General features: G+C 59.0%; 20 protein-coding genes. 10 read left to right on the forward strand and 10 right to left on the reverse strand.

What is annotated here, in order from left to right; all coding sequences use genetic code 11:
* Position 1: 1 nt before the first annotated feature.
* The 4 genes from CLV83_RS20555 to CLV83_RS20570 all read left to right on the forward strand — a co-directional run bounded on the left by CLV83_RS20555 (position 2) and on the right by CLV83_RS20570 (position 3,466).
* Complete coding sequence (locus CLV83_RS20555) at positions 2–727, forward strand: AraC family transcriptional regulator (protein ID WP_132297203.1); 726 nt, start codon at positions 2–4, stop codon at positions 725–727.
* A gap of 132 nt (positions 728–859) precedes the next feature.
* The gene (gene yddG / locus CLV83_RS20560) at positions 860–1,762 is read left to right on the forward strand and encodes an aromatic amino acid exporter YddG (RefSeq protein WP_132297206.1); all 903 of its coding nucleotides are present in this window, start codon (positions 860–862) and stop codon (positions 1,760–1,762) included.
* A gap of 57 nt (positions 1,763–1,819) precedes the next feature.
* Positions 1,820–2,731 carry a LysR family transcriptional regulator gene (locus tag CLV83_RS20565; protein WP_132297209.1) on the forward strand — a complete coding sequence of 304 codons (912 nt, stop codon included), beginning with the start codon at positions 1,820–1,822 and terminating at the stop codon, positions 2,729–2,731.
* A 135-nt stretch (positions 2,732–2,866) separates the two neighbouring features.
* Positions 2,867–3,466 carry a LysE family transporter gene (locus CLV83_RS20570; protein WP_132297212.1) on the forward strand — a complete coding sequence of 200 codons (600 nt, stop codon included), beginning with the start codon at positions 2,867–2,869 and terminating at the stop codon, positions 3,464–3,466.
* Between the two features lie 14 nt (positions 3,467–3,480).
* On the opposite strand, the gene CLV83_RS20575 is transcribed toward CLV83_RS20570, so the two are convergent.
* On the reverse strand, positions 3,481–4,395 hold the full coding sequence (locus CLV83_RS20575) for a LysR family transcriptional regulator ArgP (RefSeq protein ID WP_132297215.1): 915 nt from the start codon (positions 4,393–4,395) through the stop codon (positions 3,481–3,483).
* Positions 4,396–4,499: 104 nt separating this feature from the next.
* Between CLV83_RS20575 and CLV83_RS20580 the strand changes: the two genes are divergently transcribed.
* Complete coding sequence (locus CLV83_RS20580; RefSeq protein ID WP_132297218.1) at positions 4,500–5,126, forward strand: LysE/ArgO family amino acid transporter; 627 nt, start codon at positions 4,500–4,502, stop codon at positions 5,124–5,126.
* A 57-nt stretch (positions 5,127–5,183) separates the two neighbouring features.
* Here CLV83_RS20580 and CLV83_RS20585 read toward each other — a convergent pair whose 3' ends face one another.
* Positions 5,184–5,906 carry a DUF3108 domain-containing protein gene (locus tag CLV83_RS20585; protein WP_165900371.1) on the reverse strand — a complete coding sequence of 241 codons (723 nt, stop codon included), beginning with the start codon at positions 5,904–5,906 and terminating at the stop codon, positions 5,184–5,186.
* A 163-nt stretch (positions 5,907–6,069) separates the two neighbouring features.
* Between CLV83_RS20585 and CLV83_RS20590 the strand changes: the two genes are divergently transcribed.
* Positions 6,070–7,005 (forward strand): p-hydroxyphenylacetate 3-hydroxylase reductase component, encoded by a 936-nt coding sequence (locus tag CLV83_RS20590; RefSeq protein WP_132297224.1) that lies wholly within the window; start codon positions 6,070–6,072, stop codon positions 7,003–7,005.
* A gap of 138 nt (positions 7,006–7,143) precedes the next feature.
* On the opposite strand, the gene CLV83_RS22890 is transcribed toward CLV83_RS20590, so the two are convergent.
* On the reverse strand, positions 7,144–7,611 hold the full coding sequence (locus tag CLV83_RS22890) for a cold-shock protein (protein ID WP_132297227.1): 468 nt from the start codon (positions 7,609–7,611) through the stop codon (positions 7,144–7,146).
* A 329-nt stretch (positions 7,612–7,940) separates the two neighbouring features.
* Between CLV83_RS22890 and CLV83_RS20600 the strand changes: the two genes are divergently transcribed.
* Together CLV83_RS20600 and CLV83_RS20605 are read left to right on the forward strand one after the other, a co-directional pair.
* Positions 7,941–8,135 carry a SlyX family protein gene (locus tag CLV83_RS20600; protein ID WP_132297230.1) on the forward strand — a complete coding sequence of 65 codons (195 nt, stop codon included), beginning with the start codon at positions 7,941–7,943 and terminating at the stop codon, positions 8,133–8,135.
* 5 nt (positions 8,136–8,140) lie between these two features.
* Positions 8,141–9,874 (forward strand): 1-acyl-sn-glycerol-3-phosphate acyltransferase, encoded by a 1,734-nt coding sequence (locus tag CLV83_RS20605; protein WP_132297233.1) that lies wholly within the window; start codon positions 8,141–8,143, stop codon positions 9,872–9,874.
* Here CLV83_RS20605 and CLV83_RS20610 read toward each other — a convergent pair.
* The 5 genes from CLV83_RS20610 to mpl form a co-directional block, all read right to left on the reverse strand.
* Entirely contained in the window at positions 9,871–10,653 is a 783-nt protein-coding gene (locus tag CLV83_RS20610; RefSeq protein ID WP_132297236.1) for a class I SAM-dependent methyltransferase, read from the reverse strand. The two genes, CLV83_RS20605 and CLV83_RS20610, sit on opposite strands and share 4 nt — an antisense overlap.
* A gap of 1 nt (position 10,654) precedes the next feature.
* Positions 10,655–11,464, reverse strand: coding sequence for an undecaprenyl-diphosphate phosphatase (locus CLV83_RS20615; protein ID WP_132297239.1), 810 nt, complete (start codon positions 11,462–11,464; stop codon positions 10,655–10,657).
* On the reverse strand, positions 11,461–12,147 hold the full coding sequence (gene tsaB, locus CLV83_RS20620; RefSeq protein ID WP_132297242.1) for a tRNA (adenosine(37)-N6)-threonylcarbamoyltransferase complex dimerization subunit type 1 TsaB: 687 nt from the start codon (positions 12,145–12,147) through the stop codon (positions 11,461–11,463). The genes CLV83_RS20615 and tsaB overlap by 4 nt, the downstream gene beginning before the upstream one ends.
* Before the next feature lie 71 nt (positions 12,148–12,218).
* Entirely contained in the window at positions 12,219–12,842 is a 624-nt protein-coding gene (locus CLV83_RS20625) for a flavin prenyltransferase UbiX (protein WP_132297245.1), read from the reverse strand.
* The gene (mpl, locus tag CLV83_RS20630; RefSeq protein ID WP_132297248.1) at positions 12,842–14,212 is read right to left on the reverse strand and encodes a UDP-N-acetylmuramate:L-alanyl-gamma-D-glutamyl-meso-diaminopimelate ligase; all 1,371 of its coding nucleotides are present in this window, start codon (positions 14,210–14,212) and stop codon (positions 12,842–12,844) included. Before mpl ends, CLV83_RS20625 begins: the two co-directional genes overlap by 1 nt.
* Before the next feature lie 159 nt (positions 14,213–14,371).
* Between mpl and CLV83_RS20635 the strand changes: the two genes are divergently transcribed.
* Together CLV83_RS20635 and ppa are read left to right on the forward strand one after the other, a co-directional pair.
* A complete protein-coding gene (locus tag CLV83_RS20635) occupies positions 14,372–15,361 on the forward strand; it encodes a class 1 fructose-bisphosphatase (RefSeq protein ID WP_132297251.1) in 990 nt (329 codons plus the stop codon).
* A gap of 87 nt (positions 15,362–15,448) precedes the next feature.
* Positions 15,449–15,982, forward strand: coding sequence for an inorganic diphosphatase (ppa, locus tag CLV83_RS20640; protein WP_132297254.1), 534 nt, complete (start codon positions 15,449–15,451; stop codon positions 15,980–15,982).
* Positions 15,983–16,095: 113 nt separating this feature from the next.
* On the opposite strand, the gene CLV83_RS20645 is transcribed toward ppa, so the two are convergent.
* Positions 16,096–17,400 carry a uracil-xanthine permease family protein gene (locus tag CLV83_RS20645; protein WP_132297257.1) on the reverse strand — a complete coding sequence of 435 codons (1,305 nt, stop codon included), beginning with the start codon at positions 17,398–17,400 and terminating at the stop codon, positions 16,096–16,098.
* A gap of 11 nt (positions 17,401–17,411) precedes the next feature.
* Positions 17,412–18,038, reverse strand: a complete 627-nt coding sequence (gene upp, locus CLV83_RS20650) for a uracil phosphoribosyltransferase (protein WP_132297260.1) — start codon at positions 18,036–18,038, stop codon at positions 17,412–17,414.
* Positions 18,039–18,183: the final 145 nt, after the last annotated feature.

Below are 18,183 nucleotides of genomic sequence, written 5' to 3' on the forward strand. Positions count from 1 at the left end.
TATGCAGGCCCAGCTTGAGGTGCGCAGCTACAGCGCCGAGGTAGACCGCCACAGTCACCGCTACCACCAGCTGGTGCTGCCGGTGAGCGGCTCTCTGGAGATAGAGATAGGCTCACAGGGTGGCGAGGTAGCCGCACATCGGGCCGCGGTGATTCATGCCGGTGAGACCCACTGTTTTCAGTCACAGGGCACTAACCGATTCCTGGTGGCGGACCTGCCAATGAACTGCAGCGACAAACTCGAGCCGCTGCCGGCCTTTCTCAGCCTGAGCCCTGACACCCTCGAATACGCCGCTCTTCTCGGGCGGATGCTACAGAAGCCGGCTAGCGCTGACGCCCTGCAGCGGGTCAGCTGCGATCTGCTGCTTGAGCTGCTCTCGCGACACACCACAGACCTTAACCAGAGCATCGACCGCCGTCTGCTCCTGGCCAAAACCTACCTCGACGAAACCTTCGCCAGCCCTATCAAGCTGGAGCAGCTCTGCGCTATCGCCCACCTGAGCAGGCGCCAGCTACACACACTGTTCCTACGCCAGCTCGGCTGCGCGCCCTCGGAATACCTGCTGCGACTGCGTATGAACCATGCGCGTCGCCTGCTGATTGAGACCGAACTAAGCATTCAGCGCGTGTCCGAACAGTGCGGCTACCAGAATCTGGCCGCCTTCAGCGACCGCTTCCGCCGCCACTTCGGTGTGGCGCCGAGTCACTACCGCCGAAGGTTGCACTAAGCCACTGCACCAACGCTCTCTCATCACATCTGCAGCAAACAGGAGTGCCAGATCGGCAAAGACCGGCGTTCAGGCAAGCGCTAACATAGGCGTTTAGCTTTCCTGTCTTGTTTTATCTGAGCGGAACCACCGATGAACACCACCAACGCCACGCTGATCGGCAGTATCTCAATCCTGCTCTGGGGCACCCTGGCCCTGATGACCCGCTGGACCGATGCGCAGATCCCACCCTTCCAGTTGCTGGCGATGACCTTCACCCTCGCCTGGCTGCTGATGCAGACCCGCTGGTGGCTGCGTGGTGACAGTGGTTTCCGCTTCCTGCGCCAGCCGCTGCCGGTCTGGCTACTCGGTATCGGCGGGCTGTTCTGCTATCACCTGTTTTACTTTATCGCCCTGGCCAACGCGCCTGCGGCGGAAGCGGGCCTGATCGCCTATCTCTGGCCGCTGTTGATCGTGCTGATGTCCGCCCTGCTGCCCGGTGAGCAGTTACGCCTGGCCCATATCCTGGGCGCCCTGCTGGCCGCCGGCGGCAGCGCCATGCTGCTGCTCAAGGGTGAAGCCGGCTTCAGCAGCGAATACAGCCTCGGCTACCTGGCCGCCGGAGCCTGCTCGCTAATCTGGTCCAGCTACTCGGTATTGAGCCGTCGCCACGCCCATGTTCCAACGGACACCGTGGGCTGGTTCTGTGCCGGCACCGCCCTGCTCGGCCTGGTCTGCCACCTGCTGTTTGAACAGACCGTCTGGCCCGAACGCCCGCTGCAGTGGATCGGCATTGTCGGCCTGGGATTGGGGCCCGTGGGTATCGCCTTCCTGACCTGGGATATCGGCGTGAAGAAAGGCAACATCCAGCTGCTCGGTACCCTGGCCTACGCCGCGCCGCTGATCTCCACCCTGCTGCTGATCGCCGCCGGTGAAGCCGAGGCAACACCGCGGCTGCTACTGGCCTGCCTGCTGATAGTGGGTGGTTCAACGGTGGCAGGTGTGCGCCTGCGCAGTCTGCGTCTGGCCCGGAGCCGCCCTGGCGCGCAATCCTGACCCACCGGCGATATACTGCCCGCAGAGAATTACTCCGGGAGCACAACAGCCAAGGCTATGGATCTATCGCGCATCAACCTGAACCTGCTGCTGGTGTTGCAGCAATTGCTGGAGCAGCGCAGCGTCAGCCAGGCCGCCCGCAGCCTTAACCTGACCCAGCCCGCCATCAGCCGCAGCCTGGCACAGCTCCGCGACCTGTTCGCCGATCCACTGCTGGTGCGGGTCGGCAACCAGATGCAACTGACGCCCAGGGGCGAGGAACTGAAGCAACAGCTGCCCGGCGTACTGCAGCCCCTGGAAGCGTTTTTCACCCCGGGCAACTTCAATGCGGACACCTTTCGCGGCCGCTTCAATATCGCCATTACCGACTATATCGCCGAGCGCATCCTGCCAGACCTGGTGGGTGAACTGATGCGCGACGTGCCCGGTATGCGGCTGCATTTCCGCCTCTGGGAACCCGGCATGATAGGTGACCTGCGTGAAGGTCGCCTGGATATGGCCGCCTGCCTGCTGGACAAGGTGCCTGACGATATCCACGGTCGTGCCGTGGGCTCCGACCACTGGACCTGCCTGATGCGCAAGGATCATCCTCTGGCGACGGGACCGCTGGATATGGACGCCTACACCGCGGCGGACCATATCAGCATCAGCGGCGGGGGCGATAAGAACCGCTCAGTGGATGAGGCGCTGGCCGCCTATGGCCTGGGGCGACGCATCCGCACCAGTGTGCCGTTTATTCAGGCGGCGCTGGCGTTTACCGCCCGAAGCGACGCCCTGCTGACGCTGCCGGCCCATATGGCCGCTAATATCGCGCCGGATTTCGGCCTGGTGCTGCGGCCGCTGCCACTTAAACTGGAACCGGTGCAGTATTACCTGCTCTGGCACCGACGCCAGCAGCACGATGCAGCCCATCGTTACCTCCGGGAGCGACTGCACCGGGCGCTGATCGACTCTCCCTTTTCCCGCTGAACCATCCCGCTGAGCCTTCAAAACCCGCAAGGTCATCATTTTTATTTATAACCTGAATGAAAAAGCACGATTAGAAGCCTCCAAGCCGACTCAATAGACTAGCTTGCATCACTTACAGTTATGCGAGAGACAGGAATGTTGGACTGGCTGCTTTTTCTGGGAATCACCGTGGGCGGTGCCATGATACCGGGGGCAAATTTCGCCGTGGTACTGCGCAACACCCTGAACGGCTCCCGCCGCAGCGGCCTGCTGACGGTCTGTGGCCTCGCCACGTCGCTGATGATCCACGGCACTTTGACGCTGCTCGGGATCAGTGCACTGATTCAGAATTCGCCCGCCGCCTTCGAGGTGATTCGCTGGCTGGGGGCCGCCTACCTGATCCTGCTTGGAGGCTGGCAGCTGCTGCAGCGCCAGCCAGCCGCGGAGAATAGCGCTCCCAATCATAACGGCGGTTCCCCCTTCATTGCTGGCCTGCTGATCAGCCTGTTCAACCCCAAGGTGCTGGTGTTCTTTCTGGCGATCTTTTCCCAGGTGCTGTCACCGGAGCAGTCGCTGGCCACCAAGCTGCTCTACGTCGCCACCCCGGCCCTGGCCGAGATCAGCTGGTTTATGCTGGTACTGGCCCTGCTCGGGACCCCGGCCATCCGTCAGTGGCTGATGCGGGTAAAAAGCAAACTGGAGCGCTTTCTTGGCGGCGCCATGGTTGCTCTCGGCATCAAGATCGGGCTGGGCTGATTAGCGCTCCCTGATCATGCCAGTTCAGGGTGGAGCTCCATCGGCTCAAGCGCCTCTGCAGCGGTCCTTACCAGCTCATCGGTAATCTGCCTGATCAGCTCCGAATGCAGGTTCCAGACATGCCAATACAGGGGCACAGGCACAAAGTAGCCCGGCACCATATCCACCACGTTACCGCGCTCTATCATCGCCCTGCCGAGCTGATCGGGAATCATGCCGCAGGCGAGGCCCCGCTCGACGATATCGTTGAAGCCGTTCAGTGAGGGTACCCGGTGACGCGGATATTCATGGGGTTTTACCGAGAAGTACTGCTCCAGGTAGCGGTTCTGTAGCTGATCCTTGTGGCTGAACTCGGCCACCGGGGCCAGGCGAAACCCCGTCGCACCGATCCCCTTGGCGAAATAGGTCTCGATATAGGCCGGCGTCGCCAGGCAACGGTAGACCATCACCCCCAGCGGCACGCTGACGCAGCCAGGCATCGCCGACGACGCCGAGGTGATACACCCCACCACCTCACCATCTTTGAGCAGCTGCTGGGTAGCATCCTGATCGTCCACCTTCAGATCCATCAATAGCCGTTCCCGCCTCACCAGGCGCTCCATCGCATTGGTGAACCAGGAACCCAGACTGTCGGCATTCACGCCGATGGATACCTGTGTATAACCCCGCGCATCACGCTGAGCCAGACTGCTCAGCAGCTCCTGCTCCAGCAATGCCAGCTGACGGAAGTGCTTCAGCACCTGCAGCCCTGCCTCTGTGGCGCGCACGGGGACGGCACGCACCAGCAGCACCTGCCCCAGCCGCTCCTCCAGCTGTTTCACCCGCTGAGATACCGCGGACTGAGTCACATGCAGCTTGCGCGCCGCACGCTCGAAACTGCCCTCATCGATCACCGCTGCCAGCGCAGCCAGCTGCCGGGAATCCAGCATTATTAATTTCTCTAATCAGATATTAAAAACATTAGTTTTACTTACATCGAGGCGAATCGCAACATAGCGCCGTCCTACACGATTCAGCTTTTCGGAGATAAAAAATGCTGCCCACACTGACACTGGAATGGCTGGCCTGGAGCAAGGGCTTGATGACCTCTGCCGGCCTGATCATGGCGATCGGGGCGCAGAACGCCTTCCTGCTGACACAGAGCCTCAGGCGCCAGTTCCACTGGCCCATCGCGCTGCTGTGCATCCTCTTCGATGGCCTACTGATTACCGCCGGTGTGGCCGGGCTTGGCGTGCTGATCAGCCAGTCCGAACTGCTCTCCGAAATCGCTCGCTGGGGCGGCGCCCTGTTTCTGCTCTGGTTCGGTTATGGCGCGGCAAGAAGAGTGTTCCGCAATGAAGTCATGGAGACCGGCGGCCGGGAGATCTCATCCCTGCGCGGAGCGCTGCTGATGACCGCCGCGGTCACTCTGCTTAACCCGCACGCCTGGATCGATACCGTCGTACTGATCGGCAGCATCGGCGGACAGTATGATGCCGATCTGAAAATATGGTTTGGCGTGGGCGCAATCTGCTTCTCGGCGATCTGGTTTATCAGCCTCTGTGTCGGTGCACGCTGGATGGCGCCAATGTTCAGCAAACCGACCGCCTGGAAGGTTCTGGATACAGGGATCTGGTTCATGACCTGGGGGATCGCCGCCGGACTGCTGATCGGCTTTTAAAGGCCGATCAGCGCCGACGCGGGATATGCGGCGAGACTTACCGCCTAGGGCCACTGCTCAGGGCCGTTTTGCCAGCAGCAGCTCCGCAGCCTCATCATCCTCTTCCTGGTGTTTGAAGCGTACGACGAGATAGTTAAGTTCGGGAGCCAGCCAAATCTGCTCAAGCTTGTCGCCCTCTTCACCCTTTTCAAGCAAAACCGCTGCAAAATTACCCGCCGGCGTCTGAACATTCTCTTCGCCAACATAGCGATAGTTGTAGTCGGACAGTCCCTTACGACGCGCGATGGAATAAGCGTAGTTATCTTGAGGAGGCTTGCAGGCCAGATCGATACGCAGCTGCAACTGATGACTGAGCAAATCGTAGACCGGGCCCTGATAATCTATTTCATCATCGCCGCGGGGCGACTCGACCTCGTACTCGCCGCTACCGTCAAAACTGAGATGAACGTTGTGCTTTTTACTCAGCCCCTTGCGTTCGTAGCGGTACTCCTGCGGCTCAATCGAGCCGTTCTGCAGACGAAACCGACTCTCCTCCTCGATCCCCATGAACAGCAGCGTGCTGGTGTTTTGCGCCTTCCAGGCGCCGTTCTCAAGTTTATCCACCGTGCGACTGCTATCCAGCGAAAAGCCTTTCCAGTCCACACGGTAGTTGATACCTATCCCCGCGAAACGCCCCAGTGTCTGCTCTGCGCAGGCCTGCACTGAATCATCCGCCAGCGCTATCCCAGGTGTCAGCAGAGAAAGGAAAAGCAGCGTCGAGCGTTTAACTGGCAATTTCAAAACGATCCTCCGTGGCGACTTTTGGTCCATGGGTGCTATGGTTTTATAAAAGGAGATACAGGGAACCGATCCAAGTTTACGGTTTCCAAACTCAATCCGGCATAACACGGGCCGGCATTGCATCCTAACCTCTTTAGCGCCCCATCCCAACAGGAGTGAGTTGATGAGCGACACTATGGATTCCCACGCCTTCCGGCGCGCCCTGGGTAACTTTGCCACGGGCATTACCGTCGTGACTGCGCAGAGCCCGGCGGGAGAACGCATCGGCCTGACCGTCAACAGCTTCAACTCGGTTTCACTGGATCCACCGTTGATTCTATGGAGCCTCGACAAACGCTCGGCTGACAGTCTCGAAGTGATCCGCCAGAGCGGTCACTTTGCCGTCAATGTGCTGGCTGCCGATCAGCTCGACATATCCAACCATTTCGCCCGGCCCCAGGATGATAAATTCGCGTTGATAAGGTTCGCCGAAGGGCCGGGCGGCTCACCCCTGCTAGATAACTGCGCGGCGCGCTTCCACTGTGCACTGCACCAGGAAGTGGATGCCGGCGACCACTGGATACTGATCGGCAGGGTGCTGGACTTCGACGACCTGGGTCGTGCGCCGCTGCTTTACCACCAGGGCGCCTATTCAGTAGCCCTGCCCCATCCGCGCGTTGAAACCCGCCCCTCCACCAGTGGCAGCGGCGATAACCCCATGGCCCAGCACCTCTCCAACAACCTGCTGTACCTGATGCTGCAGGCGGTCAACGCTTACCAGAACAGCTATCTGCCGAAACAGCAGGCGCTGGGACTGAGTGTTAGTGAGGCACGCTTGCTGATTTTGCTGAGCGTGTTGGGTGGCAGCGGCGTTGAGCGGCTGCAGAAGGAGTCCAGCCTGCCCGGCTCCGAAGTGGTAGAAGCCGCCGAAAATCTGGAGATGGCCGGGTTGGTCAGCCGTTCCGGCCCGCTGCTGGAGCTGAGCGAAGCTGGCTCCGAGCGCGCCAAAGAGTACTGGACCCTGGCGGAAAACGAACAGAACCAGGTATTTAGCGAGTTCGACAGCAATGAAATCGGTCAATTCAAGCGGATGCTGAACAGCGTGATTCAGAAGTCCTGAGCTGTGGCTGTGGCTGTGGCTGTGGCTGTGGCTGTGGCTGTGGCTGTGGATAAAAACTGAACTGCATAACGTTTAAAAAGCGTTAAACGAAAGAAGGGAGCCCGAGGGCTCCCTTCTGCGTAGCTGCGATCCGCCGTATCAGCCGCGAACGACCGACACGTCCTCAGCCTGCAGCCCTTTTTCGCTCTGGTGCACGTTGAAACGCACCTGCTGACCTTCGGTCAGGGAGCGGTGCCCGCGACCGCGAATATTGCGAAAATGAACAAATACATCGTCACCATTAGAACGGGTGATAAATCCAAATCCCTTGGAAACATTGAACCACTTTACGGTTCCCTGCTCACGGCTGTCATCTTCCGACTCTTCGTCATCAACATCGCCCTGCTGATCTGCTCGGGGCGCCGCCTTGCCAGCCTGAACTGCGCCGGCAGACGGACCACCCAGAGAAGAAACCAGCGTAGCCGCCAGCACGATAACAAACGTCACGCCCAATACCACGGCGTTCAGTTCAATCTCCGTCGCTGTCACCTGCGACAATATCGACGGAATGGCCACCGCCGCGACAATGCTTAGAACAATACTTTTAAATACCTGAATACCACTCATTTATACGGTTTCTCTTCTAATTCAAAAATTAATCACAGTAATAAGGCGGGCATAACTTAACCAGCATACCCAACCTGCGAGATATAACGTATTAGCTACATTTTTTCAACAACTTACTAGTACGCTTATCACTACCGTCTGGTTTTGACAGCATTTTTTTGACCAGGCTTTCCAACCAGCAGTAGCAAGAGAGGCTGAACGGCTGAAACCCGCAAATCTTAAGTTTCAGAACCAAGATCTGGCTGACTCGCCCACGCTAGCGCGCCGCTTTACAGCTACAATAGCCCTGTCCGAAACTTACTTTTAACCCCGTCAAACAGGAGATCGCCATGTCGGAAAACGAGCAGATCGCAGAGCTGGAATCACGCATCGCCTTTCAGGAAGAGGCGATCGACAAACTCAGCGATATTGTCGCCCGGCAGGAGCGGGATCTGGAGCGCCTGACCCGGATGATTCAGTTCCTAAACACCGAAATGAAGTCGGCGGGCATCGAAGAGAACGATCAGCCGCCGCCACATTACTGAACAGGATGCTGACCACTCTGCGCAATTTTTCCGCTTCTGCCCACGCCCGGCGCGAGCAGGAGCGACGCCTGATCGCTGAATTACTTGCCGATCCGCGCCTGCGCCAAGCGATCGATGCGACCGCAGCAAAATCAGGCGAACCCAGGCTGAATGTAGAACGCCAAGCTCACCAGCATCTCGAGCGCATCACTGCGCGTTACCGCCACTCCGTGGTCAAGATGCTGGATCCTCTGTTCAGCCTGGTATTAAAGCGCCTTTACCGCCGCATGGAGATCAGTGGACTGGATCGGCTGAAATCACTGAACCAGGAATATCAGCTGATCTACCTCCCCGCCCACCGCAGCCATATCGACTACATGCTGATCTCCTGGGCGCTGTTCCAACAAGGGCTCCCCCTGCCCCGCATCGCTGCAGGCGAGAATCTGAACCTGCCGCTGGTGGGCGCACTACTCAAACGCGGTGGCGCTGTGTTTCTGCGCCGAAGCTTTCTCGATGACCCGCTCTATACCTGCCTGGTGCGACTCTATCTGGAACAGTTGCTGAGCAACGAACACAGCTTTGAGGTGTTTATTGAGGGCCAACGCAGCCGTACCGGCCGACTGCTACCGCCAAGGCTGGGTCTATTGAGTATGCTGCTGGAGAGTAAAACGCCCCGACCGCTGGCACTGTTGCCGATTTCAATCAACTACGACCTCTGCCTCGATAACCGTACCTACCAGCATGAACTCGCCGGCCGCCCTAAACGCAGTGAGAGCCTCTGGGGAGTAATCAGCTCGGCCAGCGTATTATTCAAACGCTGCGGCGGCGCTTACCTTAAGGTCGGCGAGCCTGTCTTTATTGCTGAGAACAGTGATTCTAACGCTACCTTGGACACGGCAAGGCAGGTCATGCGCCGTATCAACCAGGCAACCATTGCCACCGAGGCCGCCAGAATCGCCAGCCTGCTTCCCGGCGCCAAACAAAACCTGCCACAGGCAGAGCTTGAACAGGCAGTAGCAGATCTGAGCCGCCTGCTTCAGCAGCAAGGCACAGATCTACCAAGGCGGGACAGAGCTCCCGGCGCAATGATTACTGCCATGAGCCGACGCGGCCAACTCAGTCTGTCCGCGGGGAATGTCCTGGTCTGTGAGCAGCAGAGCGCGGAGCTCAGCTACTACCGCAACAATCTGACTCACGCTCTGGTACTGCCGGGATTGATGATTCTGCTGGCAGCACGCCTACCCAAACCTGGCCGCTCTACCATCACCCGTCTGATGCGGGCGTTACAGCCCTATCTGGCAGCGGAGTTCACCCTGGAAGTCGACAAAGATGAACCAGTAAGACTAAGGCAGACACTGCTGCAACTGGGACTGCTGCGCGAAGACAAACAACAACTGCACCCGCACACCAACCTGCTGACCAGGGCCCTGTTTCAGCTGGCGGAAACGGTGCTGCTACGCCAGTACCTGCTGGTACGCATCATCACGCAGCAACCGCAGGTCAAGGAGCTGCAGCTCTGCGAAATCACCACCGCGTTAGCGCGGCACCTGCAATCCTGGTACGAGCATCCGCTACCCGAATATGCGGACCAACGCCAATTGCGTCCGCTGATAGAGTGTCTGGAACAGCAGCAATTACTGAACAGAAATGATCAACGCCTGAGCGCAGCAAGAGACCTGACGCCCATACTGCGAGTGGGTCGTAAACTGCTGCCAGACGTATTGATTCAAGAAAGTGAGCGCTGGCTGGCGCAGCATTAATCGAGCTTCTTCAGCGCATAGATATCGTAGCGCCCGGATTTGCCTTCCAGCTTATAGGATGGTTCGCGGCCACCGATGCAAGGCGCCTTGCGCGGACGCTTCACCACCACGCGGCATTCGGCTACCTCCAGCGCCACCGCCAGCAACTCCGTCTGGTCGGCATCCTCTCCCACCAGGTCACGGAACGCCAGCATCTCTTTTTTCACCTGAGCCGACTTGTCACTGTGCGGGAACATCGGATCGAGATGCACCACCTGGGGTCGCTCAGCCTCAGCCAGGGATGAGAGCCAGTCGCGGGCATCGCCGCCATACAGATGCATCCGCGCGATAATATCCGCCACTTCAGAATCCGCCGCCCGCGCCAGACCATCCGCCAGCAGCGCGTGCACCACCGGCGAACGCTCCACCAGACTGACCTCACAGCCCAGAGTCGCCAGCACAAAACCGTCGCGCCCCAGCCCCGCGGTCACATCAGCAACCGTCGGACGGATACTGCCCTTGATACCGCAGGCCTTGGCGATCATCTGCCCCTTGCCACCGCCGAACTGGCGCCGGTGCGCCACCGCACCAGTGACGAAGTCCGCCAATACAGGACCCGGCCGCTTGCGCCCGGTTTGCTGCAGCACCAGCGCATCCTCGGTCAGCAGCAGGTATTGGGCGACAGACTCCGACTCAAGATCGACCTCTTCGGCAAAAACAAGCCCGAGCTGCTGGGCCAGCTCCCGAGCCTCTTCGCTGCGCGCCGCGCAACTAGTGCCAACAACAGGTGTGGAACTCATATCAGCCGGCAAACCAGACACCCAAGAGCACAAAGCCCAGCATCAGGCGATAAATCACAAACGGCATCATGCCGATCCGATCGAGCCATTTCAGAAACAGATAGATACAGGCAAAGGCGCTCAGTGCCGCCAATACGGCACCGCTGCCGATCATTATCCAGTGCGCCTCTGCATCGCTCTGGATCAGCTCCAGTGTCTTCAGACTGCCCGCCGCAACGATGACCGGTATCGACATAAGAAAAGAGAAACGCGCCGCACTCTGGCGATCAAAGCCGAGCATCAGCGCTGCGGTGATCGTAATACCCGAACGAGAGGTGCCGGGAATCAATGCCACCGCCTGAGCCAGACCGATAGTGAGCGCATCCTTCACCCCCAGGGTATCGGTCTTACGCACCCTCTTGCCCTTAAGGTCCGCCCAGCCCAGCAGCACACCGAAGATCAGCGTAGTGCCGGCGATCACCAGGATGGAACGGCCGTACTCATCCACCAGATCGCCGAACAGCCCGCCAAAGATCACCGCCGGAATAGTGGCCAGCACGACCAGCCACCCCAGCTTGCCCTCGGCACTGCGACGACCGCCCAGCGCGGCGATACTGGCGACGCTGATCTGCAGGACCTCGCGACGGAAGTAGTAGATCACCGCCACCAGGGTTCCGACATGGACACCCACATCAAACGCCAGCCCCTGATCCTGCCAGCCCAGCAGCTGGGATGGCAGGATCAAATGAGCAGAACTGGAGATCGGCAGAAACTCGGTGAGTCCCTGAATCAGGGCGAGAATGACGGTATGAATCCAGTCGGCCAGTGTCACTGTTGATCCTTCTTCTTCCAGCTGCCTTCACGCAGGTACACCGGCAGCGCGTCTTCGGGCAGCAGCCCCTCGCCCGCAGCCAGCTGCGCACCGGCCAGCACCAGCATGGCACGAGCATCCGGGTAGCATTCCTGATCGACCTGTTTGATGGTTGCGGTCAGCGCTTCAGGCATCTGTTCGCTGTAACGCCAACCGCTGCCGACGCCGAGCCACTCGGCCGCTTCCGGCAGTTCCAGATCCCTGGGCGAACGCACCGATTCATCGATCAACGCCCGGGGCAGATCAGCGCTGATATCAAACGCGCCCCAGTACACCTCGTCCATCCGGGCATCCAGCGCCGTCGCCACCCGGCTTGCCTGCGGGAAGCGCTCTTTGGCGGTCACCGCCATCGCCGCCAGAGTCGATACTGGCAGCAGCGGAAGATCCGCCCCCAGCGCCAGCCCCTGGGCGGCGCCGGTGGCGATTCTAATTCCGGCAAAGGAGCCCGGACCGCGCCCGAAAGCGATCGCATCCAGACTCGCCAGTTTAACGCCGGCCTCGGCCAGCACCTCCTCCACCATCGGCAATAGCAGATGGGTATGGCGGCGTGGTTCAATGACAAATTTATGCTGAATTTCCCCATCAAGACTCAAAGCCACGGAGCAGGCGTCGGTTGAGGTATCCAGGGCAAGTATTCGGGACATCGGTTTTCCGTCAGCTAACTGGCTGCGCCACTCTATGCGGAACAGCTTGTGATTTTATTAACACTTGGTTTTCAGAGTAAGTTTTCTCCCCAGCGCGGCAGTAGAGACTGCTCAATACCGAGCTGGGACAGAATTCGTGCCACGATAAAGTCCACCATCTCCTCGACGCTGGCGGGCCGCTGATAAAAACCGGGGCTCGCCGGAATGACCACCGCCCCCATACGGGTCAGCTTGAGCATATGCTCCAGGTGGATCTCTGAATAAGGCGCCTCACGGGGAACCAGTATCAACTGGCGCCGCTCTTTGAGCACCACATCGGCGGCACGTTCAATCAGGTTATTACTGGCACCACAAGCGATGGCAGAGAGCGAGCCGGTACTGCAGGGGCAGACCACCATGGAACTGGGTGCTCCTGAGCCAGACGCCACCGGCGCCATCCACTGCTCGCGGCCATAGACCTTCAGCTGACCTTCACGGGCGCCATAAAGCTCACTCAGGAAAGTCTCCTGCTGATCTGGTTGGCCCGGCAGCTTGAGATCGGTCTCGGTGGCGATCACCACCTGAGCCGCCCGCGACACCAGCAGCAGCACCTGCACATCGGCAGCCAGCATGCACTGCAGCAGACGCAGGCCATACTGGACGCCGGAGGCTCCGGTGATTGCAAGAGTGACCCGACGTGAATATTCCGCGCTCATTATGCCTCCTCCTGGTCACGCTGCTGCAGCCTTGCCAGCAACTTGCCATGGATACCGCCAAAGCCACCGTTACTCATCACCACCAGATGAGTGCCGGGCTTGGCATCCTGGGCCAGCTGATCCACCAGTGCATCGATATCACGGTGCAGGCTGGCCGGGTTGCTGCTGGCCTCAATCACAGAGTCCAGCGACCAGTCCATACCTTCCGGTTGATACCAGTAGACGCTATCGGCCAGTGCCGCAGAGGCTGCCAGCGCCTGCTTGTGAGCGCCAAGGCGCATGGTGTTGGAGCGCGGCTCAATTACCGCCAGCAGAGGAGCATCACCCACTTTTGCACGGATACCGGCCAGGGTGGTTTCGATCGCCGTAGGATGGTGGGCAAAATCGTCATAGACCTTCACACCATCCGCTTCACCAAGCAGCTCCATGCGGCGCTTAACGCCACCGAAGTTACTCAGCGCCTCTGCCGCAATCGCCGGCGTCACACCCACGTGGCGCGCCGCCAATATCGCGTGTAAGCCATTACTAACATTATGTGCGCCAGTCAGCGACCAGTTCACTTCTGCGACTTTCTCGCCCGCCTGCATAATCGCAAAGCACCCGCCATCCGCGCTCAGCGGCTGCGCACTCCAGCCCTTCTCATCGCCCGTGGCCAGGGTTTCGCTCCAGCAGCCCATATCGATCACTTCGACCAGCGCTTCACTATCGGCCGGATAGATCACCTGGCCACTGCCGGGCACCACCCGAATCAGGTGGTGGAACTGGCGCTGAATAGCCGCCAGGTCCGGGAAAATATCGGCGTGATCAAACTCCAGATTGTTCATGATCAGCGTGCGGGGAGCGTAATGCACAAACTTGGAGCGTTTATCGAAGAAGGCGGTGTCGTACTCGTCCGCTTCGATAACGAAAAACGGCGTCTCACCCAGACGTGCGGAGCGATCGAAATTGTGCGGTACTCCGCCGATCAGAAATCCCGGCGCCATCTTCGCCTGCTCAAGAATCCACGCCAGCATCGTCGCTGTGCTGGTCTTGCCGTGCGTACCCGAGACCGCCAGCACCCAGCGCTCTTTCAGCACATGGTCATGCAGCCATTGCGGCCCGGAGGTGTAGTTAAGGCCACGTTCCAGCACCGCTTCGACGCAGGAGTTACCACGCGTCATCGCATTACCGATCACCACACAATCCGGCACAGGGTCCAGCTGCACCGGATCGTAACCTTCGATCAGCTCGATCCCCTGCTGCGCCAACTGAGTACTCATCGGCGGATAAACATTGGCGTCAGAGCCGGTCACACGATGGCCCAACTCCCGTGCCAACAGCGCCAGCGACCCCATAAAAGTGCCGCAGATACCGAGGATATGAATATGCACGTCGGTCCCCCTGAAAAATTAGCCCGTAATAATAGCGTTTTTGCCGCCGGGCTGTTACTCCCATCCGGCGGAAAGCCGCATAACGCCATGCAATGCCGTCAGGGATCGCGTATAATTTCCCGCATTCTTGACACGGAACACACAAGGTCCACGAATCCGATGCAGCTGCTCAGCGCTTACCTTAAAAACCACGACACCGATAACGAACTGGTCGAACTGATCGACATCCTGATGGTCGCCTGCAAAGAGATCGCTCTGCAGTTGCGCGAAGGCGCACTGGCAGGCATCCACGGCACCACCAGCGACACCAACGTCCAGGGCGAAACCCAGAAGAAACTGGATGTCATCTCCAACGATATCCTCAAGGAAGTTCTACTGGATAACCGTCTGGTGCGTGGTGTGGCCTCCGAAGAGGAAGACGAACCCGTATTCGGCAACCCCGAAGGCCGCTTCCTGGTGACCTTCGACCCGCTGGACGGTTCCTCCAACATCGACGTCAACGTCTCGGTCGGCACCATTTTCTCGATCCTGGAAGTACCCGAAACCGGCACGCCAGACAGCGTTGACCTGTTCCTGCAGCCGGGCCGCAAACAGGTTGCCGCCGGTTATGTACTTTACGGTCCGTCCGCGGTACTGGCGCTGACCACCGGCCATGGCGTGAACATGTTCACCCTGGCGCACACCGGCGACTTCCTGCTGACCCGCGAACAGGTCAGCGTGCCCGAGACCACCAAAGAGTTCGCCATCAACATGTCGAACCAGCGTCACTGGGAACCGGCCATGCGCAACTACGTAGACGACCTGCTCGCCGGCGCCGAAGGCCCGCGCGGCAAAAACTACAACATGCGCTGGATCGCCTCCATGGTGGCCGAGGTTCACCGCGTACTGACGCGCGGCGGCATCTTCACCTACCCCTGGGATTCCCGCGATCCGAAGAAGCCGGGCAAACTGCGCCTGATGTACGAAGGCAACCCGATGAGCATGCTGATCGAACAGGCCGGCGGACTCTCCACCACCTGCTACCAGAACATCATGGATATCCAGCCGGCTCACATCCACCAGCGCGTGGCCGTTGCCCTGGGTTCACGGGAAGAGGTGGAAACTGCAATGCAGTATCACCAGGACACCCCGAGCATTATTCAGCAGTAAGTAGTATTCATCCCTGAGCGGCGCGATGCTTATAATGCCGCTCAGGTAACAGATCCGACCCTTAACACGACTAACAGGAAGAGACGCATGAGCTTTGCGAAAGTCCCTGCCGGTAAAGAACTGCCGGATGACCTCTACGTGATCATCGAAATCCCCGCCGAAAGCTCTCCGGTCAAGTACGAGATCGACAAGGATGCGGACGCGATCTTCGTCGACCGTTTCATGGCGGCACCGATGTTCTACCCGGCCAACTACGGCTACGTGAACAACACCCTGGCTGACGACGGCGACCCGCTGGACGTGCTGGTACTGACCCCGCACCCGGTCATGACCGGCTCCGTCATCCGCTGCCGTCCGGTTGGCATCCTGAACATGACCGACGAAGCTGGCGAAGACGCCAAGCTGGTCGCGGTTCCGCACCAGAAACTGAGCCAGGCTTACAACGACATCAACGATGTCGATGACCTGCCGCTGCTGCTGAAAGACCAGATCTCTCACTTCTTCGAAAACTACAAGAAGCTCGAGAAAGGTAAGTGGGTTAAGGTTGAAGGCTGGTCCGACGCCGAAGCCGCCCGCGAAGCAGTTCGCAAATCTGTTGAAGCTTACGAAGCGCAGAAATAAGCGCCTTCCAGAGCACCAAAAAAGCCCGCAGCCGGAAACGACTGCGGGCTTTTTTCATGGCTTTTTAACAGCCTGAAGCAAACATCAGGAGTGGTCAGAACCACCCCTATGCCTTAACGTGAGTGCTCAACGATATCGTCGACTACCTCTTCCTCTGCGTGCAGGTCACCCGGCAGCGGATCCGCGCCTGGCAGCACCAGATTGAGGATGATCGCCACGATACCGCAGAGGCTGACGCCCTGCAGGTTCAGATCACCATTACCCAGCGCCATACCGCCGATACCGAACACCAGCACCGTCGCTACGATCACCAGGTTACGCTGCTTGCCCAGATCCACATGCGCCTTGATCAGCGTGTTCAGACCTACCGAGGCGATAGAGCCAAACAGCAGGATCATGATACCGCCCATCACCGGCACCGGGATGGTCTGCAGCAGCGCACCGAACTTGGCCACGAAAGCCAGCATAATCGCGAAGCCTGCGGCCCAGAGCATCACCACCGGGTTGAAGGAGCGGGTCAACATGACCGCACCGGTGACTTCCGAGTAGGTCGTGTTCGGCGGTCCACCGAAGATCGCCGCGGCGCTGGTGGCCAGACCGTCACCGAACAACGTCCGCTGCAGGCCCGGCTTGCGGATATAGTCTTTACCGGTGACGTTACCGATCGCGATGATATCGCCAACATGTTCAATCGCCGGCGCAATCGCCACCGGAATCATAAACAGCAGCGCCTGCCAGTTAAACTCGGGAAGTACAAACGCAGGCACCGAAACCACCGGCGTTTCATTGATCACGCTCCAGTCCACCATCCCCATGGCCCAGGCGGCGAGATAACCGACAAAGACGCCTGAAAGAATCGGCAGCAGGCGGAAAATGCCATGCGCAAACACTGAGACCAGCAGAGTCGTCAGCAGCGCAGTCATCGACACGATGATTGAATCCACATAGGGGAACAACTCCATCGAGCCGTCGCCGGTTTTGCCCATCGCCATGTTCACCGCCATGGGCGCAAGGCCCAGACCGATGATCATAATCACAGGACCAGTCACCACCGGCGGCATGATGCGGTGGATAATACCGGCTCCCTTAAGCTTCACCAGCAGCGCCAGCAGCATGTAGACCACGCCGGCGCCCATCAACGCGCCCATGGTGGCAGGCACGCCCCAGGTCTGGATCGAGTAGGCGATCGGAGCGATAAACACAAAAGAGGATGCCAGAAAGATCGGCACACTCAATCCGGTCACTAGGTGAAACAGCAGCGTACCGACACCGGCGGTAAACAGCGCCACGTTCGGGTCCAGCCCAGTCAGCAGCGGCATCAGCACCAACGCACCAAAGGCCACGAACAGCATCTGGGCGCCAGCCAGTATCATCTTCCAGTTAAAGTTACCCAGGGACTGGGTATTGGACTCAACCATGACAGTGCGCCTCAGCGGGTTCCGAAGATCTTGTCACCGGCATCACCCAGACCAGGAATAATGTAACCCTGTTCATTCAGGTGAGAATCGATACCCGCGGCGTAGATCTCCACATCCGGGTGCGCATCCTGCACTTTCTTGAGCCCTTCCGGGGCAGCCACAAGCACCAGTGCACGAATACTGGTGCAACCAGCTTTCTTCAGCATATCGATAGTCGCAATCATGGAGCCGCCGGTGGCGAGCATCGGATCGACAATCAGAGACATGCGGGAATCGATATCACTGGCCAGCTTTTCAAAGTAAGGCACTGGCTCCAGGGTTTCCTCATCACGATAGAGGCCAACCACAGAGATTTTTGCACTCGGCACCGCTTCCAGCACACCATCAAGCATACCGATACCGGCACGAAGAATAGGCACCACGGTAAATTTTTTGCCCTTGATCCGTTCTGCCTGAATAGGGCCACACCAGCCCTCAATCTCATACTCTTCGAGCTCCAGGTCTTTGGTCGCTTCGTAGGTCAGCAGACAGCCAACCTCGGCAGCCAGCTGCCTGAAACTGCGAGTACTTTTGTTGACCGAACGCATCAACCCCAGTTTGTGCCGCACCAACGGATGACGAATCTCATGTACGCTCATGGCTTAACCCCTTCTCAACCTTTCTCAACCGTTATCAACAACGATGACATCCCTAACACGCAAGAATCTGACCACCATATCAAATTACGCCGCAAGACTAACCAAAGCGCCCGCAGCTGTCACCCGCAAGGATACCCTGACCCGC

This window comes from Marinobacterium mangrovicola (assembly GCF_004339595.1).
Classification (GTDB): Bacteria; Pseudomonadota; Gammaproteobacteria; order Pseudomonadales; family Balneatricaceae; genus Marinobacterium_D; species Marinobacterium_D mangrovicola.

What these genes read in the sequence shown, in the direction of transcription:
- yddG (WP_132297206.1), top strand. Translation starts at nt 860, where the DNA reads ATGAACACCACCAACGCCACGCTGATCGGCAGTATCTCAATCCTGCTC.
- ppa (WP_132297254.1), top strand. Translation starts at nt 15,449, where the DNA reads ATGAGCTTTGCGAAAGTCCCTGCCGGTAAAGAACTGCCGGATGACCTC.
- CLV83_RS20575 (WP_132297215.1), bottom strand. Translation starts at nt 4,395, where the DNA reads ATGCTGGATTCCCGGCAGCTGGCTGCGCTGGCAGCGGTGATCGATGAG.
- CLV83_RS20635 (WP_132297251.1), top strand. Translation starts at nt 14,372, where the DNA reads ATGCAGCTGCTCAGCGCTTACCTTAAAAACCACGACACCGATAACGAA.
- CLV83_RS20605 (WP_132297233.1), top strand. Translation starts at nt 8,141, where the DNA reads ATGCTGACCACTCTGCGCAATTTTTCCGCTTCTGCCCACGCCCGGCGC.
- CLV83_RS20590 (WP_132297224.1), top strand. Translation starts at nt 6,070, where the DNA reads ATGAGCGACACTATGGATTCCCACGCCTTCCGGCGCGCCCTGGGTAAC.
- CLV83_RS20555 (WP_132297203.1), top strand. Translation starts at nt 2, where the DNA reads ATGCAGGCCCAGCTTGAGGTGCGCAGCTACAGCGCCGAGGTAGACCGC.
- tsaB (WP_132297242.1), bottom strand. Translation starts at nt 12,147, where the DNA reads ATGTCCCGAATACTTGCCCTGGATACCTCAACCGACGCCTGCTCCGTG.
- CLV83_RS20625 (WP_132297245.1), bottom strand. Translation starts at nt 12,842, where the DNA reads ATGAGCGCGGAATATTCACGTCGGGTCACTCTTGCAATCACCGGAGCC.
- CLV83_RS22890 (WP_132297227.1), bottom strand. Translation starts at nt 7,611, where the DNA reads ATGAGTGGTATTCAGGTATTTAAAAGTATTGTTCTAAGCATTGTCGCG.
- CLV83_RS20570 (WP_132297212.1), top strand. Translation starts at nt 2,867, where the DNA reads ATGTTGGACTGGCTGCTTTTTCTGGGAATCACCGTGGGCGGTGCCATG.
- CLV83_RS20600 (WP_132297230.1), top strand. Translation starts at nt 7,941, where the DNA reads ATGTCGGAAAACGAGCAGATCGCAGAGCTGGAATCACGCATCGCCTTT.
- CLV83_RS20565 (WP_132297209.1), top strand. Translation starts at nt 1,820, where the DNA reads ATGGATCTATCGCGCATCAACCTGAACCTGCTGCTGGTGTTGCAGCAA.
- CLV83_RS20645 (WP_132297257.1), bottom strand. Translation starts at nt 17,400, where the DNA reads ATGGTTGAGTCCAATACCCAGTCCCTGGGTAACTTTAACTGGAAGATG.
- upp (WP_132297260.1), bottom strand. Translation starts at nt 18,038, where the DNA reads ATGAGCGTACATGAGATTCGTCATCCGTTGGTGCGGCACAAACTGGGG.
- CLV83_RS20580 (WP_132297218.1), top strand. Translation starts at nt 4,500, where the DNA reads ATGCTGCCCACACTGACACTGGAATGGCTGGCCTGGAGCAAGGGCTTG.
- CLV83_RS20610 (WP_132297236.1), bottom strand. Translation starts at nt 10,653, where the DNA reads ATGAGTTCCACACCTGTTGTTGGCACTAGTTGCGCGGCGCGCAGCGAA.